Genomic DNA, 26,013 nt, shown 5'->3' with positions numbered 1-26,013 from the left:
GGCATGGCCACCCAGGAACCGGACACCCCCGCCCCGCGCGCCGACCCGCTGACCCTCGAGGTCGTGGAGCTGATCGGCGACGTGGTCGCGCGCTACTACGAGGAGTACGAGGTCGCCGCGGGCAAGCACGCGCTGACCGGCGCGCAGGCGCGGGTGCTCGGACTGCTCTCGCTCGAACCCATGCCGATGCGGCGCATCGCGCAGAAGCTGAAGTGCGAGCCGTCGAACGTGACCGGCATCGTGGACCGCCTGGAGGCGCGCGGGCTGGTCGAGCGGCGGCCCGACCCCGCCGACCGGCGCGTGAAGCTGGCCGCGCCGACGGAGGACGGGCTCACGACCGCGCGCAGCCTGCGGGAGTCCCTGGACTTCGCCCGGGAGCCGCTGGCCGAGCTGTCCCGCACGGAGCGGGAGTCGCTGCGGGATCTGCTGCGGCGGATGCTGGGCGGCTGAGCCCTCCGGGCGCCGGTGCGGGAACGTGTCCTGGACGCGTCGGTAGGGGCTCGCCCTACGTGCACCACCACAGGAACCGGTCACACGTCTCCGACGGGCTCGGGTCCGGGTCCGGGTCGCTCGGGGGCTTGGTGGTGGACGGCTGCGGGTCCGGTTCCTGCGGGCTCGTGGTCGGGTCGCCCGAGGTCGGGTCCGGGTCCGGGCCGCCGGAGGTGCCGGTGCCGCCGGTCGCCGCGCCGGGGCCACCGCCGGAGCCCTGGGCGTCGCCCTCGGCGTCGCCGCCCGCGTCGCCCTCGGCGCCCCGGGTGCTCCCGTCGTCCTCGGCGTCCTTCTTGTCCTTGCCGTCCTTGCCGTCCTTGCCGCCCTTGTCCTTCTTCTTCGCCGACTCCGACGCGGACGCCGACGGCGAACCGTCCGTCGACTCCGACACCGGCTCCGCCGACGCGCCCGCCCCCTGCGCGCCCTCCGTGGCCGCGGCGCCCGCCGACTCCCCCGCCGACTCCTCGCGGTCCCGCGCGGACGTCGCCTTCGAGTCGTCCGACGCGGACTCGGTGCCCAGCTCGGCCAGGCTCAGGCCGCCCGCGGCGAGCGCGACGCCCGCGGCGATCAGGATGACCTTGCGGCGCCTGCGACGGTGCTGGGCGGCCCGGCGGCTCCGCTCCCTGCGGCGGCCGCGGCCCCGGGCCCGACCGCGCGGCGAGGGCTCCTCGTCCGTCTGGTCGAGGTCGTCGGGCTCGTCCTGGGTGGCGAGCGCCTCCGCGTACTCACGGCAGGCTTCGGCCGGGGTGCCGCACCCCGGACAGGCGAGGGCGCCGTTGAGGTGCCGGTGGCACGCGTGGCAGTAGTCCATGAGGCATGGAGGCTAGGTCCCGCGCCGGTACTGAGGAAGCCGAAGCTGTGAATGTTGTGTGCGGAGTCGAACCGTCCGGCGTGTCCCCCGCGTCGGGCCGGGCCCGGCAGCGTACGGCAGGGCGGGCTTCGCCCGAATTGCCGCACGTGGGGGCGGGGTCGGACGGGCTCCGGCGGGGGTGCGACCGGGGTCGGGGCACGCTTCGCCCCGCCGTCGACCGACGGCCCCTCACGCCCTTCCCAGTTCCCCCCGCAGCCTGCGCGCCCGCAGCACCAGTTCCAGCTCGAAGCGGCGGTCGGGGTCGTCGACCTCGTCGCCCCACAGCTCCCTGATCTGGCGAAGGCGGTAGCGCACGGTTTGCGGGTGCACACCGAGTCGGGCGGCCACCTCGGGGGCGCCGCCGCGGGTTTCCAGCCAGGCGAGCAGGGTCTCGGCGAGGCGGCGGCCGTGCGCGGGGCCGCAGTGGTCGAGGGGGGCGAGGCAGCGCCGCGACAGGTCCTCGATGAGCTCCTCGGGCTGGAGCAGGACCAGGGCCTCGGTGTGCTCGGTGCAGTGGAGGACCTCGCCGGAGGGCAGCAGTCCGCGCCCCATCAGGGCGACCGCGGCCTCCGCCCAGCGCAGCGACTTCGCGGCGTCGGCGAGCGGCACGGGCGGACCGATGGCGCCCGACCAGCCGGTCATGGCGCGGCGCAGCAGTTCGGGGCGGCCCGCGGCCTCGGGGTCGGGCACGACCATGCGGGGCTGCTCGGCCTCCATGTCGAGCAGCACGCCCTCACCGACGGCGGGGGCCACGGCCTCGCGGGCGGGGCGCAGGAGCACGCCGACGGCGACCCGCTCGGGCAGCTGCCAGCCGACCCGGGCCGCCCGCTCGTCCAGGCCGTTCTCGGCGCCGAGCGCGGAGGCGGCGGAGGTGTCGGGGCGGCGCTCGGAAAGCAGCAGCTCCATGAGCTTGCGTTGCAGTCGCAGTCGCTCGCCGGCCTGCCGCGCCGCGGCTTCCGCGTAGCCGCGCACCGACTGGTCGACCAGGCCGTCGAGGTACTCGAAGCCGGATTCGGCCAACTCGTACATCGCCGGGGGCGGGATCTCGGTCTGCTGTCCGATCTCGGCGAGGCGGCGCCAGGCGAGGCGGACGCCGAGGCGGTAGATGGCCTGGAGGGAGTCGAGGCTGCGGCCGTGCAGGCCCTCGCCGCGGCCGAATTCCTGGAAGACCTCGGGGTGGTAGCGCGGCCGGCCCTCCCGGGTGGCGAGCTGCTGCACGAACCCTTCCAGGGCGCGGCGGATCCCGATGAGCGCCATCGGCTCGCCGGAGTCGTCGAGGACGACCGGCAGGCCGGGGTACTCTGCCCGGATTTCGCGCAGGATGTCCTGGGCGAGGATGGGCACTTCCTCCAAGGCGAGCGCCGCGAATCTGCGCACCTGAAGCGGTGGGACATCGCGCCAGGCGGAGCCCTTGTGCGCGGAGCCCAGGCTTCCGGGAGCACCGTCCGCGATGTTCTCGGGGGTGCTCTCGGAGACGCTTTCGGAGATGGCGGCCACGTCGGTCACTGGTCCCGCTCGGGCGACTCGTAGTGCACGAGCGGCCGGTTCGGCTGGTCGGGCGTGGCGTTCAGAAGCGCCACGATGCCGAGGGCGGCGCCCACGGCGAGAGCCGCGGCGGCCGCGACGGTCAGTGTGGCGGCGAGCAGTCGGTGCATACAGGGTCAGCCTCTCTGCTGGAGGTCGTCCCCACCCCGCTCCGCAGGAGGACAGTGTCGACAATGCATTGACACTGCGTCAAGGGTCCGCCTACGTTCGCGGCCCATACGGGTCAGTAACCCCGTGGAAACAGCGCCGCATCATTTCGGGCAATCCGGCGGCCGCAGCACCGCACCAGTCCCACAACTCGTCGGTAATCCAGCACAGTTGACCGACCGACCCCTGTTCGCCCTCACGGCAGGAGCGCCGGATGCGCCGTACAGCTTCACCCTTGTCCCTGATCCTGCTCGGCCTGGGCACTTTCCTGCTCGTCCTGGCCCCGATGCTGGCCTGGTACGTGGAGCCGCGTGCGAAACGCACGCCCATTGATGTCGATCAGATAACAGTCTTCAAGGGGACCGGCAGCTACTTCGACACCGGGAAGATCAAAACGGTCCGCGACCAGAACCTGACCATCACCCGGCAGGTGCGCGGCGACGTCGCCGACAGCGAGAAGTCGGGCCGGGCGATCTGGGACGTGTCGACCTCGGTCGACCCGGACAAGACGCTGCCCGCAGCCGATCCGCACGACTCGCTCCAGTGGAGCCTGGAGCGCTGGGTGACCGACCGGAAGACCAACAAACCGGTGCACTGCTGCGGCGAGAAGCCGTACTTCGAGGGGGAGGCGTACCTGAAGTTCCCCTTCGACGTCGAGAAGCGCACCTACCTGTGGTGGGACAGCACGCTCGGCGCGACCGTGCCGCTGTCCTACCAGGGCAAGAAGAAGATCCAGGGCTACGAGGGCCTGCGCTTCACCGGCACCGTGAAGGCCACCAGGACCGGCACCCGCCAGGTCCCCGGGCGCCTCGTCGGCCAGCCCGAACGCAGCCAGGTCATGGCCGAGGAGTGGTACGCCAACCACGGCATCGAGCTGGTCGCCGACCAGCGCACGGGCCGGATCCTCTTCGCCGCCATCGGCCCCCGCAAGACGCTGCGCGCCCCCGACGGCAAGAAGGACGTGACCGTACTGCTCGACAGCGAGCGGATCGCGTTCACCAAGAAGACCCAGCAGGCCCAGGTGGACCTGGCGGACGACGACAGCTCCCGGCTCAAGCTGGTCGGCGAGACGTTGCCGCTGGTCACCGGGGTCCTCGGCGGTGTGCTCGCGATCGCGGGCGTGATCCTCGTGGTGCGCGGACGGAAGAAGGACGCGAACGGATCGGGGAGGGACGGTGAAGGACCGGATTCGATGGGTCCACATTCCGATACGTCCCCAAATTCCCTGCAACCCACCACGATGTGATGAGACGTCAGCGTCAAGAAGGGCCGAAATTGTCACCCCGGTGAGTAGCCGCACCGTTCGGTGCGGCGAAAACTATCCACTCCACCCAGACACAGTCCCCGCACAGTCCCAGCACAACGACTGCGCAAACCCCTGGTGCTCCGTCCCCGGAGCACCGGAGTCCCGCCCCGCACCACCACCCCGTAGCACCCGGCTCGACCCCGCACCACGGAGCCATTCGCGCCACCCGCACCACCGGGCCCCACCCCGGATCCACCCGAACTCCCCCACAGTTCCGCACCCCGAGACGAGTTGGAGCACCCATGCCCCAGCACGTGCCGTCGTCGCTGCGCCCGGTCGCATCACGGCCCGCGTGGCCCCATCCGGCGCTCCCCCCACAGCCGCGCCGGATCGCCTTCCTCGCCCGCCGCGACCTGGGAAACCCGGCCGCAGGCGGCTCCGAGCTCCTGGTCGACAAGCTGGCCGACGGACTGACCGCGCAGGGCCACCAGGTCACGCTGCTGTGCGGCGGCCCGGCCGCCTACCGCGACTACCGCGTGGTGTCGGCCGGCGGCGACCTCGGCCACTACCTGCGCGCCCGCTCGGCCTTCACCCGCCAGATCGGCGCCACCGACCTGCTGGTCGAGGTGTGCAACGGCATGCCCTACCTCGCCCCGCTGTGGCACCGCGGCCCCACCCTGTGCCTGGTCAACCACGTCCACACCGAGCTGTGGTCGATGCGCTTCCAAGGACCGCTCGCCCCGGCCGCGCGCCTCGGGCGGCGCCTGGAGCACTGGGCCCTCTCGGGCGCCCAGCGCGGCAACCTCCTGGTCGCCGTGTCGCCGTCGACCGCGACGGCCCTGCAGGACCTCGGCGTCGAGCCCGACCGCATCCGCGTCGTGCACAACGGCGTGGAGGAGCCGGGGCCGTTGCACGAGCGCTCCGACGAACCGCTGTTCCTGGCCATGGGCCGGCTGGTCGAGTACAAGCGCATCGATCTTCTGCTGCGCCTGTGGGAGCGGGTCCGCCCGGTCACCGGCGGCCGCCTCGTGATCGTCGGCGAGGGCCCCGAGCGAGAGCGCCTGGAGCGGATGGCGGGCCCCGGCGTGCAGTTCACCGGCCATGTCTCGGAGGCCGAGAAGCACCGGCTCCTGTGCGAGTCGTGGCTGCTCCTGCACCCCTCGGCCGTCGAGGGCTGGGGCCTGGTCGTCACCGAGGCCGCGGCGCGCGCGACGCCCGCGATCGGCTTCGACGTACCCGGAGTACGCGACTCCATAGAAGACGGGGTGACCGGGCTGCTCGCGCACGGCGAGAGCGCGTTCGCCGCCAACTGGTGCACGCTCGCCCTCAGCGCCGAACGGCGCCGCGCCTTCGGCAAGGCCGCGGCGGAGCGCGCCGCGCACTTCCGCTGGGCGAACACGGTGCGCCAGTTCCGCGCGGTGGCCGCCGAGGCCGTCGCCGCCCACGAACCGCCGGTGAAGGGGTCGTCTGCGTGAGGGACCCGTCACTGCGCCGCTCCGTGACCCTCTTCCGGGCCTTCCTGCGCGAACAGCAGGATCCGGAGAAGGTCTACGCGCTGCTCGCCAAGGACGCCGCCGACCAGGTCGAGCGGTACCTGCCCGTCAAGGACCGGGTGGTCGTCGACGTGGGCGGCGGCGGTGGCTACTTCACCGAGGAGTTCCAGCGGCGCGGCGCGCAGGCCTACCTCTTCGAGCCCGACCCGCACGAACTCGGCGCGAAGCCGCCCGAGGGCTCCGTGGTCGCCGACGGCTACCTGCTGCCCCTCGCGGACGGCGTCGCCGACGTCACGTTCTCCTCGAACGTCCTGGAGCACGTCGACGACCCGGAGACCTTCCTCAGCGAGATGGCGCGGGTCACCCGGCCCGGCGGTCTCATCTACGTGGCGTTCACCAACTGGTACTCCCCCTGGGGCGGCCACGAGTGGGCGCCCCTGCACTACTTCGGCGCCGAACGGGCCCGCGCCCGCTACGAGCGCCGCACCGGAAAACCCGCCAAGCACAAGCTCGGCGAGAACCTCTTCGCCCACCACGTCGGACCCACGCTCAGACAGGTGCGGGCCCGCGACGACGTCAAGGTCGTCTCGGCCCGCTCCCGGTACTGGCCGTTCTGGGCCGAAACGGTCGCGAAGGTCCCAGGAGTGCGCGAAGTCGCCACCTGGAACCTCCTCCTCATCCTCAGGCGGTGTCCATGACCACCACGGTCCAGTCCCCACCCCCGGCGGCCCTGAAGCCGACGGCGCCCGCGCCCGAACCCGGGCGCGGGCCGCGCTCACGGCGCTGGCTCGCCGGGTTCTGGGCCGTGGTGTTCGTGTGCTTCCTCGCCGTCAAACCGGGGCGGATGACGTTCGACACCAAGCTCGGTGTCGCCGTCGACCCCTGGCAGTTCCTCTCCGACCTCGGCCAGCTCTGGCACGACCGGGGCGGCTTCGGCGGCATCCAGGACCAGTACATCGGCTACGCCTTCCCGATGCTGCCGTACTACGCCCTGACCGACCTCCTGCAGCTCCCGGTCTGGCTGGCCGAGCGGCTCTGGATGTCACTGATCGTCGCCGCCGCCTTCTGGGGCGCGCTGCGGCTCGCGGAGCGCCTGAACATCGGCAGCAGCGGCTCGCGGCTGCTCGGCGCGGTCGTGTACGCGCTGTGGCCGACGTTCACCGTCGTGGTCGGGTCGACGTCGGCGGCGGCACTGCCCGGCGCGTTCCTGCCGTGGGTGCTCATCCCGCTGACCAACGACCGCGTGACCGCGCGGATCGCGGCGTTCCGCTCGGCCCTCTTCATACCGTTCATGGGCGGCGTGAACGCGGCCTCGACACTGGCCTCGCTGCTGCCCGTCGGCCTCTACCTCCTTTCGCGCCCGAACGGGCCGCGCAAGCGCAAGCTCATCACCTGGTGGGTGCCGGGCGTCCTCCTCGCCACCGCGTGGTGGGTGGTGCCCCTGCTCCTGCTCGGCATCTACGGCGAGAACTTCCTGCCGTACGTGGAGAACTCGGCGACCACCACCGGCACCATGTCGGCCACCGAGACACTGCGCGGTGCCGGTAACTGGGTGGCGTACCTCCACTTCGGTGAGGCCTGGCTGCCCGCCGGTTGGACCGTCGCGACCGCCGTGATCACCATCGTCTGCTCGGCGTTGGCCGCGGCCCTCGGCCTCGCCGGGCTCGCCCGCCGCGATCTGCCGGAGCGGCGCTGGCTGGTGCTCACGGTCCTGTCCGTCGCGCTCGTCACCCTCGCCGGGTACGGCGGCGTGTTCGGCGCGCCCTTCCACGGCACCGTGCAGGACTGGCTGGACGGCGGACTCGTACCGTTCCGCAACATCTACAAGTTCCAGACCGGGCTCGCCCTCGCGCTCGCCTTCGGCCTGGCGCACCTGGTGGGCGTGGCGGCGCGGGCGCGCGGGGCGCGGCCGGTGCGCGGGCGGCGGTACGCGCCGCTGGTCGCGGCCGTCCTGGTGCTCCCCGGGCTCGCCTGGCCCTACCTCAACGGCTCGATCCTGCAGCCGGGTTCGTTCAACAAGCTGCCGGACTACTGGGACACGACGGCCGACTGGCTGGACAAGTACTCCCCGGACTCGCGCGCCCTGGTCGTGCCCGCGACCGCGCACGGCATCTACACCTGGGGCTCCCCCATCGACCAGCCGCTCGACGTGCTCGCCGAATCCCGCTGGGCCCAGCGCGACTACGTGCCGTTCGGCACCAAGGGCAACCGGCGCGCCATGGACGCCGTCGAGCAGGCCCTGATGACCGGCGGCCAAGTCCCGGGCCTGCGCGACTACTTGACGCGCGCGGGGCTCTACTACGTCGTCGTGCGCAACGACCTCGACCCCGACCAGATCGGCTACGTCCCGACCGCGACCGTCAAGCGCACCCTGGAGGAGTCCGGGTTCAAGCGGGTCACCGGGTTCGGGCCGACCGAGACCGGCGGGCGGATCGCCGATGACACGCCGGTGCAGGTCGAGGGCCTGTACCCGCGCCATCGCGCGGTCGAGATCTACGCGCCCGGCGAGGGCGCCCAGCGCCCCGGCCAGGCCGGCCTGAAGCCGGTGGCCAACACGGCCGTCGTCAGCGGCGGCCCCGAGGCGCTGCTCCCGCTGTCCGCCGACCCGGACATGAAGGACCGCCCGGCCGTCCTGACCGGCGACAACCACCCGGGCCTCGGCTCGCCGCCCGCCCTGCAGGCGGTCGGTGACGGGCTGCGCCGCGCCGACACGCGCTTCGGCCTGGTCAACACCAACACCTCGTACCCGTACACCAAGGACGAGAAGAACGCGCCGGACGCGCTCCAGGACGGCGGCAAGAAGCCGCGGCAGATCCTGCCGACGAAGGGCGTCAAGCACCAGACCGTCGCGGAGCTGCGCGGCGCCAAGTCCGTGACGGCGTCCAGCTACGGCAACTGGCTGTTCCACCTGCCGCAGTTCGACCCGGTGAACGCCTTCGACGGCAACCCGAACACGGCCTGGACCGAAGGCAACCCGGGCAGCCCGGACGACGAGTGGATCAAGGCGGAGTTCACGAAGAAGACCGCCATCCCGTCGTCGATCAAGGTGACGCCGCTGCCGCAGCAGGGCGTGCGGTCCGCGCCGACGAAGGTGCGCGTGGAGACCGAGCAGGGCTCGGCGGTCTCGTACCTGCGGACCGACGGCCAGACGCAGCGCGTCAAGGTCAAGCCGGGCGAGTCCTCGTGGCTGAAGCTGACCATCCTGGACGCGCAGGTCGCCCACAAGGGCCTGACCGGCGCCGGGTTCTCGGAGATCAGCATCCCCAAGGTGCAGGTCACCAAGTTGCTGCGGATGCCCGCCGACACCGAGGGCACCGACGGCGCGGACGCCGACGCCACGACGTACTCCATGCACCGCTCGGCCGACCAGTCCGGTCTGTCGCCGGTAACCTCCGAGGCCGGCCTGCACCGCCGCTTCACCACCACGGGCGACGGCAGCTACAAGGTCAAGGCGAGCGCGGTCGCCGTCCCCGGCCAGAAGCTCGACGAGCTCCTCTACAAGGTGGCGCCCGACCAGCGCGAGCAGATCATCGCCACCGCCGACTCGACGTCCGAGCTCGGCGGGCTCTCGCCGCGCAACCTCACCGACGGCGATCTGACGACCGCGTGGATCGCCGGCGACAAGCCGGTCATCCATCTGCGGTGGCCGGGCAAGGTGGCCGTCGGCGAGATCGTGCTGCCGCCCGCGGGCGGACTCTCCACCCGTCCCGAGAAGATCGAGATCAGCTCTCCGGACGGCGCGGCGACCGCCGGGGTCGACGAGAACGGCAACGCCCGCTTCGCGCCGATCACCACCGACCGCCTCGACATCAAGATCACGAAGACGGCGCCGCTCACCCTGCACAACCCGGTGGCGGACGAGAAGCTGCAGCTGCCCGTCGGCCTCACCGAGGCCTACGTCCCGGCGCTCGACAAGTTCCGCACCAAGCAGCCCGACCCCGACCGCACCTTCGAACTCGCCTGCGGCGAGGGCCCCGCGGTGTCCGTCGACGGCAAGCTGTACGCGACGAGCGCCGAGGGCACCGTGCGGGACCTGGTGAACCGCCGCCCCGTCGACCTGACGCTGTGCGACGACAACAAGAAGCGGACCTCGGTGGACCTCGCCGCCGGACAGCACCGCGTGGAGGCCGGTGACGAGGGTCCCCTCGCCGTCACCGACGTGTCCCTGACGCGCGGCACCCCGGGCACGCTCGTCACCAAGGCCCGCGAGCTGAAGATCAACGACTGGCTCGGCGACCGCCGCGAGGTGACCGTCGGGGACGGCGCCTCGCAGTACCTGACGACGTACGAGAACGCCAACGACGGCTGGAAGGCCACGCTGAACGGCAAGGAGCTGCGCTCGGTGCGGCTCGACGGCTGGCAGCAGGGCTGGCTCGTCCCGGCCGGCGAGGGCGGCACGATCAAGCTCAGCTACGAGCCGTCCACGGTGTACGAGGCCGGGCTCATCGGCGGCGGCGTGGGCGTCCTCGCCCTGGTGGCCTTCGTGTTCGTGCGGCGCCGCGACCCGAACCCGGACGGAGCCGGCGTGACCCCGCCCGGTCCCGGTCCGGTGCTCGGCACGGTGGCGCTCACGCTGGTGGCCGTGGTCGTCGCGGGCTGGTTCGCCGTGCTCGTGCCCGTCCTCGCGCTGCTCGCCTGGCGCCGCCACAGCCTGCTCGTGCCGCTCGCGTTCCTCGCGATGGCCGGGGCCGGCGTCGCCGCCGCGACCGGCGCGGGCGAGGCCGCCACGGCGGACCGGGGCGCCTTCGGGCACACGGCTCAACTCCTCGCGTTCGTCGCGCTGTTCGCCGCGCTGGTGAGCGTACGGGACGGGGCCGACGCACAGGGTGCCGCGACCGCGGGCGCCGCTGGGGCGGGAGGCTCCGGTGATCCTGGTGGCCCTGGTGGTGCCGGGGATCCGTGGAGCACCGGTGGGCCCGGGGGTGCCGCGAGTGCGGGCAGTCCTGTGGGGGCTGGTGGTCCCGGTGGGCCTGGTGGTCCCGGTGGACCGGCCGGTGCCGGTGGCTTCGGTGGTCCCGCGGGGCCGGGGAGTCCGGGCGGAGCCACACCCGCGCCGCCCCACCCGCAGGGCTCCCCCGACGCCGTGACCATGCCGCTCGGACCCGACCGGGACCTGGGCGGGCCGACGGCGCCGCCGCTGCCGCACCGCGGGGACGGCGTCGGCGCGGAGGGCGGCGGGGCCGAGGCCGCCGCGCCCCCGGCCGTCCCCCCGTACAGCGCGAGCCCGACCCTGTCGGCCCGCGGCCCGGACCCGCTGCGCAAGGACACGCCCGAACCGGCCGACGACGCTCCCACCGATGACGGGACCCCCGGCCGGGGTACGCGCTCGGGTGAGGGCCCGCGCCCGGGAGAGGACAACGCACCATGACCGCCCTGGAACACCCGGCCCGGCGTGCGGACGGCCCCGGCCGTCCGCCGCGCCGGGTGCCGTTCCCCGTCGTCGACGAGGTCGCCCGGCACTGCCTGCAGGAGGAGGAGCCGGAGACCGTCCACATCGAGGTGCACCTGCCGGGCACGCCGGACGCCGACCGCCTGAAGGCGGCGTTCGGCGAGGCGCTGCGGCGCCATCCGCGCATCCTGGTGCGGGAGGCGCGCGGGCCCTGGTACCGGCGCCGCTACGAGTGGGAGCTGACCGAGGGGCCGGACGTGGAGGTCGTCACGTTCCCGGCGCCGGTGCCGGACGCCCTGAAGCGGGCCCGGGAGCGCGCCCTGTGCGACGCGCCGCCCCTCACCGCGTCCCCGCCGATCCGCCTGGAGGTCGTCACCGACGCGGACGGCGACTCCAGCGTGCTGTTCCTGACCATCAACCACACCGCGCTCGACGGCCCCGCCTGTCTGCGGGTCCTCGCCACCGCGGCCGAGCTGTACGGCGGCCGGGACAACGCGCCCGCCGCGCCCCCGACCCGTACGCCCGTGTCCGCCGACGCGTCCGGGGCTCCCGCGCACGGCCCCTCCGGGCTGCCCTCGCCGTGGGCCGCGCCCGCGCGCGTCGCCCGCGGCGCCCCCGAGCGCGCCCCGGCCGCCCGCCCCGGCGTGCCCGGCACCGGCCTGTCCGGCAACGGCATGCTGGTCGCCGAGCTGCCCGTGCCGCGCCGCCCCAAGGGCGCGCCGTACACCGTCAACGACCAGCTGATGGTGACGACCGCCCTGATGATCGCGCACTGGAACCACGAACACGGCTCCAAGCCGCGGCCGTTGCGCATCACGATGCCCGTCGACGACCGTCCTCGCGACATGACGATGCCCATCGGCAACGGCACCCGCCTCGTCGAAGTGCCTTTCGGCGCGGGCGAGTTGCTGCCCGAGGGAAGTGCCGGGCGGTCCGGGCCCGACGGGCTGGGGCCCGAGGAGATCCACGCGCTACTGCGCCGCACCTCCGATCGCACCCGCGCCCTCAAGGCCCTGCTCCGCCCGCAGCTCGGCCACGGCGCCGCGCTGCTCACCGCGCCGGTCCTGCCGGTGACGATGCGGGCCGCCGTCACCCGCGGCCTGCGCAGGGCCGCCGGGCCGTGGACGTCGACGACGCTGCTCAGCAACATCGGGCGGGTGCCGTACGCCCTCGACTTCGGGGACGCCGGGGCGGCGACCGCCGTGTGGTTCTCCGCGCCCGCCCGCATGCCGCGCGGCCTGACCGTGACGACCGCGTCCACCGCGGGCCGGCTGCACCTGGCCCTGCGCTGGTCGCGGACGCTGCTCAGCCCCGGCGACGGCGCTCACCTCCGCGACCTCTTCGAGCACTACCTGCGCGCCACGCAGGACCTCCACCCGACCCCGGAGGACGACGGCTCATGACGACCACACGCACCACCTCTCGTGAGGAAGGACCGGCGGGGACGGAAGGCACACAGGAGGCCCGGCGGCCTTACGAACTGCGCGACTTCTACGAGAACCCGGACGTGCCGGTGGCCTCCGGCGACGCCCGCAGCCTGCGCCAGGCGCGGATGCTCGCCGCCGCCCTCGGCCCCTCGACCACGCGCGCCGGTGTCGTCCTCGACATCGGCTGCGGCGACGGCAGCGCCGCCCGCGTCGCGGCGCCGCTGCTCGCCGGGCACCGCGTGATCGGCGTCGACTGGTCCCAGGACGCGCTGCGCCGCGCCGGCGGCCACCTGCCGTACGTCGTGCGCGGCGAACTCACCGACGGCGGGCTGCCGTTCGCCACCGGATCGGCGGACGCGGTCCTGTTCAGCGAGGTCATCGAGCACCTCGTGGACCCCGACAGCGCCCTCGACGAGCTGCGCCGCGTGCTGCGGCCCGGCGGCCACCTGATGCTGTCCACGCCCAACCTCGCCGCCTGGTACAACCGCGGGCTGCTGCTCGCGGGCGTGCAGCCGGTGTTCTCCGAGGTGAGCCTGCGCGGCATCCACGGCCGCCCGGGGCGTGAGGTGGTGGGCCATCTGCGGCTCTACACCGCCCGCGCGCTCCGGGAGTTCGTGGCCGCGTCCGGCTTCGACGTCGTACGGCTCGCGGGCGCGCCCTTCCACGGCGTGCCGCGGCCGCTGCGCGCCCTGGACCGACTCGCCTGCGCCGTGCCGGGCGCCGCCTCCATCCTGCTGCTGCACGCCCGAAAGGCGTAGCCATGTGGTGGGGTGTGGCCGCGGCGCTGCTCGCGAACCTGCTCTACAGCACCGGCTTCGTCCTGGAGAAGCGGGCGCTCACCGCGATGCCGTCGGTCAGCGTCCGCAACCCGGCCCGGCTGCTCCGCCAGGTGATCTCGAGTCCGCTGTGGATCGGCGGTTCGCTGGCCCTCGCGGCGGGCTTCGGCGCGCAGCTGATCGTTTACCGGACGCTGCCGATCGCGGCGGCCCAGGGCATCTTCGTCTCCGGCCTCGTGCTGCTCCTGCTCCTGTCGGCGAAGCTGCTCGGCGAGCGCACGTCGGGGCGCGAGCGGTACGCGGTCGGCGCGATCCTCGCCGCGCTCCTCATGGTCGTGCTCTCCCTGAAGGAGGGCACGGACACGGTGGGCCGTGACGCGCCCGCGCCCCTCGTCCTCACGGTCTGCCTGCCGTCGCTCGCGGCCGGCCTGTGGCTGTACGCGTCGGCGGAGCGCCGCACGCGCAGCAAGCACCGCCAGCCGACGACGGGCGTGGAGTACGGCGTCGCCGTGGGGCTGCTCTACGGCGTGAGCTCGCTGGCCATCAAGGGTGTGTCGAGCCATCTGACCTCGGACGGGCTCGGCGGCGCCCTGCTCGACCTGATGCGCTCCCCGTACCCCTACCTGCTGCTCTTCACCGGCGCGTTCGGCCTGATCATGTCGCAGGCGGCGCTCCAGAAGTGCCGGGCCTCACTGATCGTCCCGGTGTGCACGACGGTGACGTCCCTGTTCACCGCCGTGCTCGGGACGCTCGCGTTCGGCGAGGCGCTGCCCCACGACCCGGTGCGGCTCACGCTGCGGGTCGCGGGGACGGTGCTCGCGGTGGCGGTTCTCCTGGTGATGCCCAAGCACGACGCCCCCGCCCCCGCTCAGCCCGCCGAAACGAATCCGCCACCCAAGGAGTTGATGCCCTGATGAACCCCGACGACCCGCTGCTGAAGATCCTCGCCTGCCCCCTGGACAAGGGCCCGCTGGTCCTGCTCCCCCCGGAGGCCGCCCTCCCCGCGGACCCGCCGCCGGACCCGGCCCCGCTGCCCGAACAGGCCCTCTACAACCCGCGCCTGCACCGCCGCTACCCGATCGTGGACGGCATCCCGCAGCTCCTGCCGTCCTCCGGTGAACAGGTCCCTGAGGACGAGCACGAGCGCCTGCTCAGGCTGATCTCGCCGTGACGCCCGCCGCCCGCAAGACCTTCGCCGCCCGCGTCGCGCCCCGGCTGCCCACCCGCGCGGTGGCCGCCCTCGCCCGGCTCGTCTATCCGCGCTTCGAGCCCGAACTGGCCCGCCTCGGCGAGCTGTGCCCGCCCGACTGCGGCACGGCCGTGGACGTCGGCGGCTGGTACGGGCCCTGGTCGCGCCGGCTGGCCCGGCGGGCCCGGCGGGTCGTGACCGTGGAGCCGGTGCCGCATCTGGCGCGGCTGCTCGCCTCGGCCACGCCCGGCAACGTCCGGGTGATCCAGGCGGCGGCGGGCGAGAAGCCCGGCACGGCCCGGCTCTGGCTGCCGCACGACGACCGGGGTGACCGCGGGGTGTCCTCGCTGGTGCGCAGGGACGGCGTGCACGGCACCGCGCTCGACGTGCCGTGTCTGACGCTGGACGGGCTCGGCCTGCACGACGTGCACTTCATCAAGATCGACGTGGACGGCCACGAGCTGCCCGTTCTGCGCGGCGCCCGTGAACTCCTCGACCGGGACCGCCCCGCGCTCTTCGTCGAGCTGGAGGCCCGCATCCAGCCCATCGCCCCGGTCGTCGACCACCTCGCGCACGCGCACGGCTACCGCGGCTGGGTCCTCCCCGACGACGTCTGGCTGCCCCTGGACGCCTTCGACCTGGAGGCGCACCAGCGCGCCACCTCGTACGTCGTGTCGCAGGGCCTGGTGCGGCGCGCGCTGACGCCGCGGCGGCCGCGGTATGTGAACTCGGTCCTCTTCCTGCCGGACGGGCGGCGTCCGGCCGGGCGGACCGTGCGGGACCATGGGGCGTATGTCCGCTAGCTCCGCCGCCGGGTCAGGGCCGGGTTCCTCGCGTCCGCCGGGGCCGCCGTCCGGCCCGTCCGGCCCCTTCACGCCCCTCGACTTCCAGCTGGTCCTGCTGCGCCGCATGGCCGACCACAATCCGGACCTCGTCGCGGACGCCCGGCGCGCGCTCGGCGCGTCCATCGCCGACATGCGCGAGGCCAACCGCCGCTGGCAGGCGATGCTGCACGCGCGCAAGCAACGCGCGGCGGTCTCCCTCCCCCATGGCCTCAAGGGCATGGGAGGTACCCCCATCCGCTCGGTCCTCGGCCCGCCCGAGGCGACGATTCCCCGGAAGATCGGCGATCTCGACTGCGAGGCGCTGCTGTGGCCGGTGCCGCTCTGGCCCGACCTGCGCTTCGAGGTGTTGCTCGGGCCGAACGCGGCGGTGCGGAACACGGGGGCACCTCCCCTGCTTTCAGAGCTATGGGGGAGCCTGATCCGCGCCCCTGGTGCGCCGGGTCCCGCCCTGCGCACCCTCGCCGACCTCACTCCCTGGTCGTGCACCGTCGACGAGGCCGCCCACGCCTTCGCGCCCGCACGCCCGATGGAGGGCACGGCGCCGACGCGCTGGCGGCTCGCGTTCACCGCGCCGGACGCGGAGTCGGGCGAACGGCGGCGCTGTGTCGCGGAGTTCACGTGGGGGCTGCTGCAGCGGCTCTCGTTCCCGGAGGAGTGAGGCGGCGGGCCCCGGCCTCCCGGGGGCCGCTGAGCCGAGTCCTACTGGGCGGCCTTGAGGATCACCTCCGTGACCCGGGACAGGGAGTCCGGGTGGAAGCGGAGGAAGAGGTTGGGCTCGACGAGTTCGAGCTCCATGACGCGCGGACCACCACCCCGCTCACCCCCGTCCCCGGCGTCCCCGGCGCCCCCGGCGCCCCCGTCCACGAGGTCCACGCGCGCGTACAGCAGCTCGGGCGAGCCGGGTATCGCCGCCAACGCCCGCTCGGCGACGTCGAGTTCGGCGTCGGTGGGCCGCCAGGGCCGCGGGTCGGGGTGGGACACCTTGTCGGCGTCGTAGGCGATGCCGGGCGCGAGGACCGCGCCCTTGCGTATGGCGTGCAGGAACTGGCCGCCGACGAAGACGAGGGCGCGCTCGCCGGTGATGTCGATGTGCCGCATGTAGGGCTGCACCATGGCGGTGAGGCCCTCTTCGTGCAGGCGGGCGAGGTGCGCGCGGGCGGCGTCCCGCTCGTCCGCGCCGTACCTGGCCGCGTACCGCGCCCCGGCCCCGGACGTGGGCTTGACGACGAACTCCCGGTCGGTGGGCGGGAGTTCGTCGCCATCCCCGGGCGCTCGGTAGGCCGTCGGGACGGTCGGCACCCCGGCCGCGGCCAGCTCGCCCAAGTACCGCTTGTCGGTGTTCCACCGCACGACGTCCGCGGGGTTGGCGAGGCGGGTGAGCCGGGCGCACCGCTCGGCCCACGCCACGTACTCCTCGGCGCGCCAGGTGTAGTCCCACGTGGAGCGGATCATCGCGAGGTCGAACCCGGCCCAGTCGACGCCGGGGTCGTCCCACCCGACGATCCCGACCTCGGCGCCCGCCTCACCGAGGGCCCGCGCGAGGACCGGCAGATCCCGGTCGTGCTCGGGCTGCGGGCGGCGGGTGACGAGCGCGATGCGGGGGCCTGGCACGGAGACTCCTTCTTCGTACGCGGTCAGAGCCCCCGCAGGCTAACAACCCGGCCCCGCCCGCCACACGGGCCGCTCCGCACGACCCGACAGGGCACCCAACACATTGGATCAGGCCCCCTTCGTGACGGGCGCGCGGAGGCGGCCCGGCTCGGGAGCGTGCTGCGCCGCCCACGGCCCAATCGCCAGGCGGACGAAGGGAGTTCGTATGATGCGCCCATGGCAAGCACGGGGGAACTGGTCGCCGGACGCTATCGCATCGAGACCCGGCTCGGCCGCGGCGGCATGGGCACCGTGTGGCGGGCGCGGGACGAACTCCTCGGCCGGGCCGTCGCGCTCAAGGAACTGCACGTCGACGACGCGCTGCCCCCCGAGGACGCGCAGCGCCAGCAGGAGCGAACGCTGCACGAAGCCCGGTCGGTGGCGCAGGTGAAGCACCCGGGCATCCTCGTGCTGCACGACGTCGTGCGGTACGAGGAGCGGCCCTGGCTGGTGATGGAGCTGATCGACGGCTGGTCGCTCGCCGACCGGGTGGCGGCGCAGGGGCCGCTGTCGCCCACGGAGGCGGGCCGGGTGGCGCTCGCGCTCCTCGGCGCGCTGCGGGCCGCGCACACGGCCGGGGTGCTGCCCCGCGACCTGAAGCCCGCGAACGTGCTCCTGGAGGCGGAGACCGGCCGCGTCGTCCTGTCCGACTTCGGCATCGCGCAGGTCGCGGGGCAGACACGGCTCACGCGGACCGGGGCGTTCGTGGGCTCACCCGAGTACACCGCGCCGGAGCGGATGGCGGGCCGGCGGTCCGGGCCCGCGTCGGACCTGTGGTCGCTCGGGGTGCTGCTGTGCGCGGCCGTGGCGGGCGAGTCGCCGTTCCACCGGGACTCGGTGGCCGGGGTGCTGCACGCGGTGGTCCTGGACAAGATCGCCCTCCCCGACGCCCTGGGCCCCCTCCTCCCGGTGGCCCGAGGCCTCCTGGAACGCGACCCGGACGAACGCCTCACCACGGCAACAGCGGAAGAGGCGCTCCGCGCCGCCCTGAACGACCCGATACCGCCACCGTCACCGACCCCCCAGCCCGCCCAGGGCGCGACGGGGGCGGGCTCGGACGGACCCTCCGACGCCGGGCGTCCCACTCGCCGCAACCCCGGCCCCCGCCCCCGCTCCCGCACGGCCACAGCCCTGGCCACCGCAGCCGTCGTGCTCGCCACCGGCGGCATGGCCACGGCGGCCTGGTTCCTCGTGACGAACGGGAACGACTCGGACGACCGCGACAAGCGGACGGACGAGGCAGCCGACGAGAAGCCCCTGACACCACCCGAGAACGCCACCCCCGCGGGCCCCGACGGGAACGAATCCCCGACCCCGACCCCACCCCCGACGAAGCCCGCCCCCGAGCCGAAACCCCCCGCGGGCTACCGCACGGTGAACGACCCGGCCGGCTTCACCCTCACCGTCCCCGACGGCTTCACCCGCTCCCCCGAACCACCCCGCGTCTACTACTAATCCGACGCCAAGAGGTTCCGCATCGGCGTCCACCCCCAACCCCTCACCCCCGAAGGCCCGTTGGCGGTGATGCGCAAGGCCCACGAGAAGGGCCCGTCGACCTACCCGGGCTACCGCTCCGGCTCCGTCACCCGCACCACCCACAACGGCCGCCCCGCCGCCCTGTGGACCTTCACCTGGAACGGCGCGGGCGGCGACGGCGAACCCCGCGTCACCTTCGACCTGAGCTGGAACGAGAACGGCAGGATGCACGACCTGTGGGTCTCGGCGCCCGCGAAGAACCGCCCCCTGGGGAAGCGGCACTTCGACCGGGCACTCGCCTCCTTCAAGCCGACCCGCTGACGAGCCGTCCGGCGCCCCATGCGAACAGGGGAGCAGTTGTTCCCTGGAACAGGTGATCGTCGCCGCAGGGATTGCGTGCGGCACGTGTGATTGACGATGCTTACGGTGCGCAAGCGGCGGGCTGCAGACCGTAGTTGGCGCGGTCCCATTCGTACACGCATCACCATGTCCCAAGGAGAAGCACCACCATGAACCTGCTCACCGACATCCTCGCCGGCGTCGTCCACTTCGTCGGCTGGCTGGTCTGACGGCCGCGTAGCCGTCAGCGGTAACGAGCCGCGGCGCCGCCTCCCCTCGTCCCACGGGGAGGCGGCGCCGTCATGTTCAGCCCCGGCCGGCCCGGCCCCGCTCCGGAGAGAACTCGCGCGGAGCGCCCCGCGCGTCCCGGGCCCGGCCGAGCAGCCCCGCCGGATACTCGACGAGCCAGTAGCTCACCGTCCCCGCCACCGCGACGGCGAGCGCGGTCAGCGTCCCGGCCGCGAAGCCGAGCGGACCGCGCGGCAGCAGCCCCCACCGGTCCAGCTCCAGCATCACCGGCTCGTGCCAGACGTAGAGGCTGTAGCTGATCAGGCCGACGCCGGTCACCCAGCGCGCCCGCGGCGCCCCGCGCCACGGCGAGGACTCCGCCGCGTCGGGCTCGCGCGCCGCGCCCACCAGGACCAGCGGCAGCGCCTGCCCGGCCGGCTCCGAGCGCACCTCCGTGATGACCTCGCCCCCGCAGCGCCGCCCGCCGGGGGCGTGCGGGGGTGGAGCGGTGGATAGGTTGGTGGTGCTTGCGGGCGTGGCCGGAGTGGGGGCGGTAGGGGTTGATGTCGGAGTGGATCCGAATGAAGAGTACGAAGTGAGCAAAGCGTGTGGTCCCATCCTGTTGCGGATCGTGGGGGGGGAGGACCGGTTGAGTCGACCGGAGCGCGGGACGGGGGCGACTGCCCACCGGTCACCGGCTGTTGACTTCTCGATTTCCGCATCGCCGAACAGCCCATCGAACCGGGGACGAACGGCCGCGTCAGCCTCAACGATCACTGTGACACCGCACCTTCGGCGGCGTAACGCTCTCATTGAGTCGCCGTGCACACACCGAGGAGTACGACCCGTGGATTCCGAACCCCTCTTCCCCGCCCTGGCCGCGCCGGGCCCCGCACCCGCCGTGGCCTTCGGCCCCCGCGCCCTCACCTACGCCGGCCTGGCAGCGGCGACGACCGCCCTCGCCGCCCGCCTCACCGCGGCGGGCGCGACGCGCGTGGCCGTCTGGGCCACGCCCACCCTGGAGACGGCGGTGGCCGTGGTGGCGGCGCTGCGGGCCGGGGTGCCCGCGGTGCCGCTGAACCCGAAGTCGGGGGCTGCGGAGCTGGGTCACATCGTGGCGGACAGCGAGCCGTCGCTGGTGCTCGCGGGGGCCGGGGACGAGTTGCCGGAGGCCCTGGCGGGGCTGGGACGGGTGGATGTGGAGGCCGAGGCGACCGCTGCCGCCGCGCACCCCACCGCCGCCGACGCCCCGCGCCCCACCGCCCCGGACGCCGTGACCGCCCCCTCCCCCGACGCCCTGGCACCCTCCTCCCTCGACGCCCAGGACCCCTCCTCCCCCGCCCTCATCGTCTACACCTCCGGCACCACAGGACCCCCGAAGGGCGCCGTCCTCTCCCGCCGGGCGATCTCCTCCACCCTCGACGCGCTGGAGGACGCCTGGCAGTGGACCGACGCCGACGTCCTCGTGCACGGCCTGCCCCTCTTCCACGTGCACGGCCTGATCCTCGGCATCCTCGGCCCGCTGCGGCGCGGCGGCTCCGTGCGGCACCTGGGCAGGTTCAGCACGGAGGGCGTGGCCCGGGAGCTGGCCACCGGCGGGACCATGCTGTTCGGGGTGCCGACGATGTACCACCGGATCGCCGAGGCGCTGCCCGACGAGCCCGAGCTGGTGAAGGCCCTGTCCGGGGCGCGGCTTCTCGTCTCGGGCTCGGCGGCGCTGCCCGTCCACGACCACGAGCGGATCGCGTCGGCGACGGGGCGGCGGGTCGTCGAGCGGTACGGCATGACGGAGACGCTCATGAACACCAGCGTCCGCGCGGACGGAGAACCGCGCGCGGGCACCGTCGGCGTACCGCTGCCCGGCGTCGAACTCCGCCTCGTCGACGAGGCGGACACCGAGATCCCGCGCGACGCGGGGCCCGAGGCGGTCGGCGAGATCCAGGTCCGCGGCCCGAACCTCTTCACCTCCTACCTCAACCGGCCCGACGCGACGGAGGCCGCCTTCGCCTCCGGCGGGTGGTTCCGCACCGGGGACATGGCCGTGCGGGACGCCGACGGGTACGTCCGCATCGTCGGCCGCAAGGCGACCGACCTCATCAAGAGCGGCGGCTACAAGATCGGAGCCGGTGAGATCGAGAACGCGCTCCTCGAACACCCCGCCGTCCGCGAGGCCGCGGTCACCGGCGAGCCGGACCCCGACCTCGGCGAACGCGTCGTCGCCTGGATCGCCCCCGCGGACCCGGCCGCGCCTCCGGCCCTCGACGACCTGGCCGCCCACGTCGCGACCCGCCTCGCCCCGCACAAGCGGCCGCGGGTGCTGCACCTCGTGGACGCGCTGCCGCGCAACGACATGGGCAAAATCCTGAAGCGAGCGCTGGGCAAGGACTGAGACCCGGGGCCCTGCGGGGCCCCGGGTCTCACGCGCAGAACGACGAACGCGCAGCGGTCACGATCTGCCCGGCCTGCTCGTCGGTGAGGCCGGGCACGGCACCGCCCTCGTACCGAAGCTTCACGTCGGCCCGCACCGTTGCCGCCGCCTCGTCACCCTTGACGTCCGCGCACCCGTCGTACGCACTCCGGACACACGGGGCAGTCCGTCAGGGCATCACGGCGCGGACGAAAGGACGTTCTCCCGGCCGGGGCCTCAATCGCCGGAGGGGCTGGGTGGCTTCAGCCCCTCGTGGGGGTGTCCCCTGCTCCTTGAGAGCTTGGGGAGATCGAGGACGAGGCGCGGGGCGCCGACAGCGGGGGCCCAGGGGGCGGCAGCCCCCGGGTTCGGTGAAGGGGCGGGACCGGGGCGCCCCGCGAGGGCTACCGCACCCCCACCCCCCGCACCACCTCCTGCGAGACCGACCCGCCCCGGTCGTCCCGCACGGACGCCCGGAAGGAGATGGCCTCCGCGTCGCCGGGGACCTTCAGCCTGCCTGTCCAGGCGGCCGAGCGGCCGGAGCGGTCGAGGTGGACGTCGCGCCAGGACTTGCCGTCGTCGTAGGAGACCGACAGCGCCGCCGCTCCGATGCGGCCCGTGCCGACGGCGCCCTGCACGTACTCCGCCGAGAGCCCCACCGGCACGGTCCGCCCGCCCCGGACGTCGCCGGACAGGTCCGTGGGGACGTCGAAGCCCAGGTTCAGGAGGGGCAGGAACGTCTTGCGGTCGGCGGGGGTGCGGGCCGAGCGGAACGTCCACTCCGAGTGGGCCTTGGTGGCGAGGCGCCAGCGGGTGGGGTTCATGGTGGTGTCGGTGACCAGTTTGTAGGGGCGTTCCTCGGGGGCCGCGCCCGTGACGTGGACGGCGGAGCTGGTGCCGCGGTCGACGAGTCGGCCGTCGGCGTAGATCGCGGTGGTCTGGGTCAGGGAGTCGTCGTTCCAGACGTCGCCGAAGCCGGTGTGGTCGGGGCCGGAGTCGCCCCAGCCGGGCGCGTTGAAGTCGAGGTTGTCGCCGCTGCGCTGCTGCCCCCAGCCGAGGCCGGTGCCGAGCCAGGGGTGCCAGACGGGCTTGAACCAGTCGAGGGGGGTGCGCTTGCCGGGGCGGTAGTCGACGAGGCCGCTGCGCTGTTCGACGGCGTCGGGGCCGTAGCGCAGCGACTCGTGCCAGTGGCGGCCCTTGCCGGCGGCCACGTAGTCGGTGCGGGTCGCGGGGTAGGAGATCCGCTCGGGGAAGCCGAGGCCGATCTCGAAGGTGTCGGTGAGGGAGTAGCGGAACTCGCCGCCGGATTCGGCGCGGCGCGTCGGGGCGTGGAACTTGGTGGGCACGACGGCGAGTTCACGGGCGGACGGGCGGTACGTCAGCTCGCGGGACGGGATCGCGCCCGCGTGGCCGTCCTCCAGGTCGTAGACGTACGGCGCGTAGGGGGTGGCCTCCGTCTCGACGGAGCGGCCGTGCCGCGCCGCGTCCCGCAGGCGCGCCCCGTCCGCCGCGTTCACCGTGGCGATCCGCAGCGGCCGGTCCGCGTTGTCGTCCGTGCCGAACCAGGCGTTCAGTCGGCCCGGCACGCCGTCCGACACGAACAGCGCCTTCGCGCCCGCGTCCTGCGCGGCCTGCGCGAGCTGGGGCGGGGTGGGCTGCCCGGCCGCGCCCGTGCGGGTCACCACAACCGCCTTGCCCCGTGCGTCCTTTCCTTCGTACGCGGCCGGGGAGCCGTCCCCCGCGTCCACGAGCCGCAGCCGTGAGCGGCCCTCGCCGAGGGTGGAGCCGGGCTGCGCGACGGCCTCGCCGATGCCCTTGACGTCCAGGAGCGGCTTGCCGAGGCGCCACACCGTGCGGTACTCGAAGCGGCCCTCGGCCACCTTCGGCGTCGGCGCCGCGAACACGCTGTCGTACTTCACCGGCACCTGCACGGCCCCCTGGTAGGCGGAGCCGTTCGCGGTGCGGTCGTACTCCATGACGAGCTGGCGGGTCTCGGCGCTTCGCGGCACCTCGGCCGTGATCTCCCGCAACTTGCCCGCGTCCAGGGTCACTTCGCGGTCGCGGTCCAGGGTGATCTCGGGGGCCGCGAGGAAACCGATGCCGAGGGAGTCCTTGCCGTGGGCGCCGCGCACGTCGAGGAACGAGGACAGGGCGTACGCCCCGGGCTTCAGGCGCAGCTTCAGCTCGCCGGACCCGCCCACCGCCGCCGGGTAGGGGTCGACGCCCTTCGTCAGCGGCTGCACGACCAGGTCGGCCGGGGTCGCGGCGCCGTCGCGGTCCTTGACCCTGACGGTGAGCGTGTACCGCTCCTCCTCCTTGACCAGGCCGAACGCGGTCCGCGCGACCTCCTTGCCACCCGCACTCGCCACCACGGCGCCGCTGGTGGCGCCGACGGCGGCCCGCGCGCCGTCGCCGGTCACGGTCGTCGAGGCGGTGCCGTGCGCGGGGACGGTGAGCGCGGTGTCCGCGAGGGTGACGACGCCGTCGGCCGCTCCCCGTGCGGCGAGGGTCAACTTCACGGGCGAGGCAGTGGAGTTCGTGTATGTCAGCGTCCTCGTCACCGGCTTGTTCCCGGCGTACGGCCAGCGGTGGAAGCCGAAGTCGGCGCCGCCCGTCGCGGTGATCTCCGCGTCGATCGCCTGCGGCACGTCGACGCGGCCCGCGCCCAGCTCGTACACGGACGCGTCGAGGCCGTGGGACGTGGACATCAGGGCGTCCTTGAGCTGCTGTCCGCTCCAGTCGCGGTGGCGCTCGGCGAGCAGCGCGGCGACGCCCGCGATGTGCGGGGTCGCCATCGACGTACCGCTCATGGAGGTGTAGTAGCCCTGGCCCGAGGTGAGTTGGGAGCGGGCCGCGAGGATGTCGACGCCGGGGGCGGACAGGTCGGGCTTGAGGGCGTTGTCGCCGGAGCGGGGGCCCTGGCTGGTGAAGTACGCGGCCCGGTCGTCGGAGTCGACGGCGCCGACGGTCAGCGCGGAGTCGGCCGCGCCGGGCGAGCCGATCGACGAGGGCGCGCCGGTGTTGCCCGCCGCGACGACGAAGAGGGCGCCGGTGTCCTTGGAGAGCGTGTTGACGGCGGCGGCCATCGGATCGGTACCGTCGCTCGGCTCGCGCGAGCCGAGGCTCATGGACACGATCCTGGCGTCGACGTCCTTCGCGGCCCACTCCATGCCCGCGATGATCTCCGACTCGCTGCCGAAGCCCTCGTCGCTGAGGACCTTGCCGACGGCGAGGTCCGCGCCCGGCGCGACGCCCTTCTCCTTGCCGTCGGACGCGGCTCCGCTGCCGCCGACGGTGGAGGTGACGTGGGTGCCGTGGCCGCCCCGGTCGGCGACCTCCTGACCCGGGATGAAGCTCTTCGTCGGGCCGACGCGGTCCTTCAGGTCGGGGTGCGTGAGGTCGGCACCGGTGTCGAGGACGGCGACCCGCACGCCCTTGCCGGTGAGCCCGGCCTCCCAGGCCTTCGGCGTGCCGATCTGGGCGTTGCTCTCGGCCAGGTCGGCCTCGACACGGCCGTCGAGCCAGATCTTCGCGATGCCGCCGCCGAAGCGGCGCCCGCTCCCCCGCGCCGCATCGCCGTCCGCGGAGGTGACGGCCCGCCAGAAAGCCGTGCCCTTGGCCGCCTTGAACGCGGCGGCGCGCGCACTGGGCAGCGAGCGGACCTTGGCCGCGCCGCGCGGGGTGCGCGCGTCCGCCGCGGTACGGGCCTTGTCGTACGTGACGATCAGCGGTGTCGCCGCCTTGGCGCCACGGCGGTCGGCGCCCTGCCGCAGCAGTCCCGTGACGTCGAAGAGCCGCTCGTCCAGGACGCCCGCGCGCAGGTAGGGGCGCGCCTCGTCCGGTATGACGGTGATGCGTCCTCCGGTCACGGAGGTGCGGACGGCGCCGTTCGCGCCGCGCGGCCGTTCCACCGTGACGGTCCGCTTGCCGCCGCCGAGCGGGGTGACGGTGACCTCGTCGCCGGTGATGAGGGTGACGGTCCTGGGGGCGGTCTCGGACTTGCCCCCGCCGTGCGGGCGCGGGGCCCGGTCCGCGGACTCGGCGGCGGCCGCCGGGGGTGCCGTGGCGGTCGCCGCGAGGGTCGCCGGGAGCAGGGCAAGGGCGAGTCCGGCGGGCAGGAGCCGGAGTCCGGCCCCACGGGCCCTTCGGCCGCCGGGGGTGCTTCCTCTTCGTCGGCTGGGTGCGCTTCGGGGTCTCGGCATCAACGCGACCTCTCTTCGTCGGCTCCGGGTTGGGGGGTGGCTCCCGGGTGCTGCGAAGAAGTGTCAGGCGCGTGATGTTGCGGGAGAGTTGCCGGGGACTGGCGGGAAGCTGCCAGGGCGGCTTCCCGCCAGGTCGGCCGGCCGTCCTGGAACTGCGTCAGCACGGGATCGCCGCGGCCCGCGCCCTGGACGTGCCCTTCGCCGGGTACGTCCCCGAGGACCGCACCCGGGAGCGGCTGCTCGCCGCCGGGGCCCGGCACACGGTGAGCGCGCGCTCCCAGGTCGTCGATGCCGTGGCGCGGCCCTGAGGCGCCG

At 74.0% G+C, this 26,013-nt stretch carries 21 protein-coding genes; 15 read left to right on the top strand and 6 right to left on the bottom strand.

Features of this window, described 5'->3' with window-relative positions:
* The first annotated feature begins 3 nt into the window (after positions 1-3).
* Positions 4-450 (top strand): MarR family winged helix-turn-helix transcriptional regulator, encoded by a 447-nt coding sequence (locus QUY26_RS27935; protein WP_289951358.1) that lies wholly within the window; start codon positions 4-6, stop codon positions 448-450.
* A 55-nt stretch (positions 451-505) separates the two neighbouring features.
* Here the strand turns inward: QUY26_RS27935 and QUY26_RS27930 are convergent, their stop codons facing one another.
* The 3 genes from QUY26_RS27930 to QUY26_RS27920 all read right to left on the bottom strand — a co-directional run bounded on the left by QUY26_RS27930 (position 506) and on the right by QUY26_RS27920 (position 2,994).
* On the bottom strand, positions 506-1,300 hold the full coding sequence (locus QUY26_RS27930; protein ID WP_289951357.1) for an SCO2400 family protein: 795 nt from the start codon (positions 1,298-1,300) through the stop codon (positions 506-508).
* A 228-nt stretch (positions 1,301-1,528) separates the two neighbouring features.
* Entirely contained in the window at positions 1,529-2,791 is a 1,263-nt protein-coding gene (locus QUY26_RS27925) for a helix-turn-helix domain-containing protein (RefSeq protein ID WP_289956104.1), read from the bottom strand.
* 50 nt (positions 2,792-2,841) lie between these two features.
* On the bottom strand, positions 2,842-2,994 hold the full coding sequence (locus QUY26_RS27920; RefSeq protein WP_193560699.1) for a hypothetical protein: 153 nt from the start codon (positions 2,992-2,994) through the stop codon (positions 2,842-2,844).
* A 251-nt stretch (positions 2,995-3,245) separates the two neighbouring features.
* Here QUY26_RS27920 and QUY26_RS27915 point away from each other — a divergent pair, with 251 nt between their 5' ends.
* The 10 genes from QUY26_RS27915 to QUY26_RS27870 all read left to right on the top strand — a co-directional run bounded on the left by QUY26_RS27915 (position 3,246) and on the right by QUY26_RS27870 (position 16,054).
* Positions 3,246-4,277 carry a DUF3068 domain-containing protein gene (locus QUY26_RS27915; RefSeq protein ID WP_289951354.1) on the top strand — a complete coding sequence of 344 codons (1,032 nt, stop codon included), beginning with the start codon at positions 3,246-3,248 and terminating at the stop codon, positions 4,275-4,277.
* A 302-nt stretch (positions 4,278-4,579) separates the two neighbouring features.
* Entirely contained in the window at positions 4,580-5,752 is a 1,173-nt protein-coding gene (locus tag QUY26_RS27910; protein WP_289951349.1) for a glycosyltransferase family 4 protein, read from the top strand.
* On the top strand, positions 5,749-6,468 hold the full coding sequence (locus QUY26_RS27905; protein WP_289951348.1) for a class I SAM-dependent methyltransferase: 720 nt from the start codon (positions 5,749-5,751) through the stop codon (positions 6,466-6,468). The genes QUY26_RS27910 and QUY26_RS27905 overlap by 4 nt, the downstream gene beginning before the upstream one ends.
* Entirely contained in the window at positions 6,465-11,138 is a 4,674-nt protein-coding gene (locus QUY26_RS27900) for a DUF3367 domain-containing protein (RefSeq protein WP_289951346.1), read from the top strand. Before QUY26_RS27905 ends, QUY26_RS27900 begins: the two co-directional genes overlap by 4 nt.
* Positions 11,135-12,562, top strand: coding sequence for a condensation protein (locus tag QUY26_RS27895; protein WP_289951344.1), 1,428 nt, complete (start codon positions 11,135-11,137; stop codon positions 12,560-12,562). The genes QUY26_RS27900 and QUY26_RS27895 overlap by 4 nt, the downstream gene beginning before the upstream one ends.
* On the top strand, positions 12,559-13,344 hold the full coding sequence (locus QUY26_RS27890) for a class I SAM-dependent methyltransferase (protein ID WP_289951342.1): 786 nt from the start codon (positions 12,559-12,561) through the stop codon (positions 13,342-13,344). The genes QUY26_RS27895 and QUY26_RS27890 overlap by 4 nt, the downstream gene beginning before the upstream one ends.
* 14 nt (positions 13,345-13,358) lie before the next feature.
* Complete coding sequence (locus QUY26_RS27885) at positions 13,359-14,276, top strand: hypothetical protein (RefSeq protein ID WP_289956102.1); 918 nt, start codon at positions 13,359-13,361, stop codon at positions 14,274-14,276.
* Complete coding sequence (locus tag QUY26_RS27880) at positions 14,276-14,533, top strand: Trm112 family protein (protein ID WP_289951340.1); 258 nt, start codon at positions 14,276-14,278, stop codon at positions 14,531-14,533. Before QUY26_RS27885 ends, QUY26_RS27880 begins: the two co-directional genes overlap by 1 nt.
* Entirely contained in the window at positions 14,530-15,354 is an 825-nt protein-coding gene (locus tag QUY26_RS27875; RefSeq protein WP_289951337.1) for an FkbM family methyltransferase, read from the top strand. Before QUY26_RS27880 ends, QUY26_RS27875 begins: the two co-directional genes overlap by 4 nt.
* On the top strand, positions 15,335-16,054 hold the full coding sequence (locus tag QUY26_RS27870) for a hypothetical protein (protein WP_436840416.1): 720 nt from the start codon (positions 15,335-15,337) through the stop codon (positions 16,052-16,054). Before QUY26_RS27875 ends, QUY26_RS27870 begins: the two co-directional genes overlap by 20 nt.
* Before the next feature lie 41 nt (positions 16,055-16,095).
* Here the strand turns inward: QUY26_RS27870 and QUY26_RS27865 are convergent, their stop codons facing one another.
* Positions 16,096-17,007, bottom strand: a complete 912-nt coding sequence (locus tag QUY26_RS27865; protein WP_289951332.1) for an ATP-grasp domain-containing protein — start codon at positions 17,005-17,007, stop codon at positions 16,096-16,098.
* Between the two features lie 216 nt (positions 17,008-17,223).
* Between QUY26_RS27865 and QUY26_RS27860 the strand changes: the two genes are divergently transcribed.
* Positions 17,224-18,501 (top strand): serine/threonine-protein kinase, encoded by a 1,278-nt coding sequence (locus QUY26_RS27860; RefSeq protein WP_354670711.1) that lies wholly within the window; start codon positions 17,224-17,226, stop codon positions 18,499-18,501.
* Between the two features lie 69 nt (positions 18,502-18,570).
* Entirely contained in the window at positions 18,571-18,843 is a 273-nt protein-coding gene (locus tag QUY26_RS40975) for a hypothetical protein (RefSeq protein WP_354670710.1), read from the top strand.
* A gap of 324 nt (positions 18,844-19,167) precedes the next feature.
* Here the strand turns inward: QUY26_RS40975 and QUY26_RS27855 are convergent, their stop codons facing one another.
* On the bottom strand, positions 19,168-19,539 hold the full coding sequence (locus tag QUY26_RS27855; RefSeq protein WP_289951331.1) for an acyltransferase family protein: 372 nt from the start codon (positions 19,537-19,539) through the stop codon (positions 19,168-19,170).
* A 397-nt stretch (positions 19,540-19,936) separates the two neighbouring features.
* Here QUY26_RS27855 and QUY26_RS27850 point away from each other — a divergent pair, with 397 nt between their 5' ends.
* Positions 19,937-21,478 (top strand): acyl-CoA synthetase, encoded by a 1,542-nt coding sequence (locus QUY26_RS27850; protein WP_289951329.1) that lies wholly within the window; start codon positions 19,937-19,939, stop codon positions 21,476-21,478.
* Positions 21,479-21,900: 422 nt separating this feature from the next.
* Here QUY26_RS27850 and QUY26_RS27845 read toward each other — a convergent pair whose 3' ends face one another.
* Positions 21,901-25,698 carry a S8 family serine peptidase gene (locus QUY26_RS27845; RefSeq protein ID WP_289951328.1) on the bottom strand — a complete coding sequence of 1,266 codons (3,798 nt, stop codon included), beginning with the start codon at positions 25,696-25,698 and terminating at the stop codon, positions 21,901-21,903.
* A 71-nt stretch (positions 25,699-25,769) separates the two neighbouring features.
* Here QUY26_RS27845 and QUY26_RS27840 point away from each other — a divergent pair, with 71 nt between their 5' ends.
* A complete protein-coding gene (locus QUY26_RS27840; protein WP_289951327.1) occupies positions 25,770-26,006 on the top strand; it encodes a hypothetical protein in 237 nt (78 codons plus the stop codon).
* Positions 26,007-26,013 lie beyond the last annotated feature (7 nt).

This window comes from Streptomyces flavofungini, from assembly GCF_030388665.1.
Classification (GTDB): domain Bacteria; phylum Actinomycetota; class Actinomycetes; order Streptomycetales; family Streptomycetaceae; genus Streptomyces; species Streptomyces flavofungini_A.
This window is presented reverse-complemented; position numbering and strand designations above follow the sequence as displayed.

What these genes read in the sequence shown, in the direction of transcription:
- QUY26_RS27935 (WP_289951358.1), top strand. Translation starts at nt 4, where the DNA reads ATGGCCACCCAGGAACCGGACACCCCCGCCCCGCGCGCCGACCCGCTG.
- QUY26_RS27930 (WP_289951357.1), bottom strand. Translation starts at nt 1,300, where the DNA reads ATGGACTACTGCCACGCGTGCCACCGGCACCTCAACGGCGCCCTCGCC.
- QUY26_RS27920 (WP_193560699.1), bottom strand. Translation starts at nt 2,994, where the DNA reads ATGCACCGACTGCTCGCCGCCACACTGACCGTCGCGGCCGCCGCGGCT.
- QUY26_RS27915 (WP_289951354.1), top strand. Translation starts at nt 3,246, where the DNA reads ATGCGCCGTACAGCTTCACCCTTGTCCCTGATCCTGCTCGGCCTGGGC.
- QUY26_RS27910 (WP_289951349.1), top strand. Translation starts at nt 4,580, where the DNA reads ATGCCCCAGCACGTGCCGTCGTCGCTGCGCCCGGTCGCATCACGGCCC.
- QUY26_RS27900 (WP_289951346.1), top strand. Translation starts at nt 6,465, where the DNA reads ATGACCACCACGGTCCAGTCCCCACCCCCGGCGGCCCTGAAGCCGACG.
- QUY26_RS27895 (WP_289951344.1), top strand. Translation starts at nt 11,135, where the DNA reads ATGACCGCCCTGGAACACCCGGCCCGGCGTGCGGACGGCCCCGGCCGT.
- QUY26_RS27890 (WP_289951342.1), top strand. Translation starts at nt 12,559, where the DNA reads ATGACGACCACACGCACCACCTCTCGTGAGGAAGGACCGGCGGGGACG.
- QUY26_RS27880 (WP_289951340.1), top strand. Translation starts at nt 14,276, where the DNA reads ATGAACCCCGACGACCCGCTGCTGAAGATCCTCGCCTGCCCCCTGGAC.
- QUY26_RS27870 (WP_436840416.1), top strand. Translation starts at nt 15,335, where the DNA reads ATGGGGCGTATGTCCGCTAGCTCCGCCGCCGGGTCAGGGCCGGGTTCC.
- QUY26_RS27860 (WP_354670711.1), top strand. Translation starts at nt 17,224, where the DNA reads ATGGCAAGCACGGGGGAACTGGTCGCCGGACGCTATCGCATCGAGACC.
- QUY26_RS40975 (WP_354670710.1), top strand. Translation starts at nt 18,571, where the DNA reads ATGCGCAAGGCCCACGAGAAGGGCCCGTCGACCTACCCGGGCTACCGC.
- QUY26_RS27845 (WP_289951328.1), bottom strand. Translation starts at nt 25,698, where the DNA reads ATGCCGAGACCCCGAAGCGCACCCAGCCGACGAAGAGGAAGCACCCCC.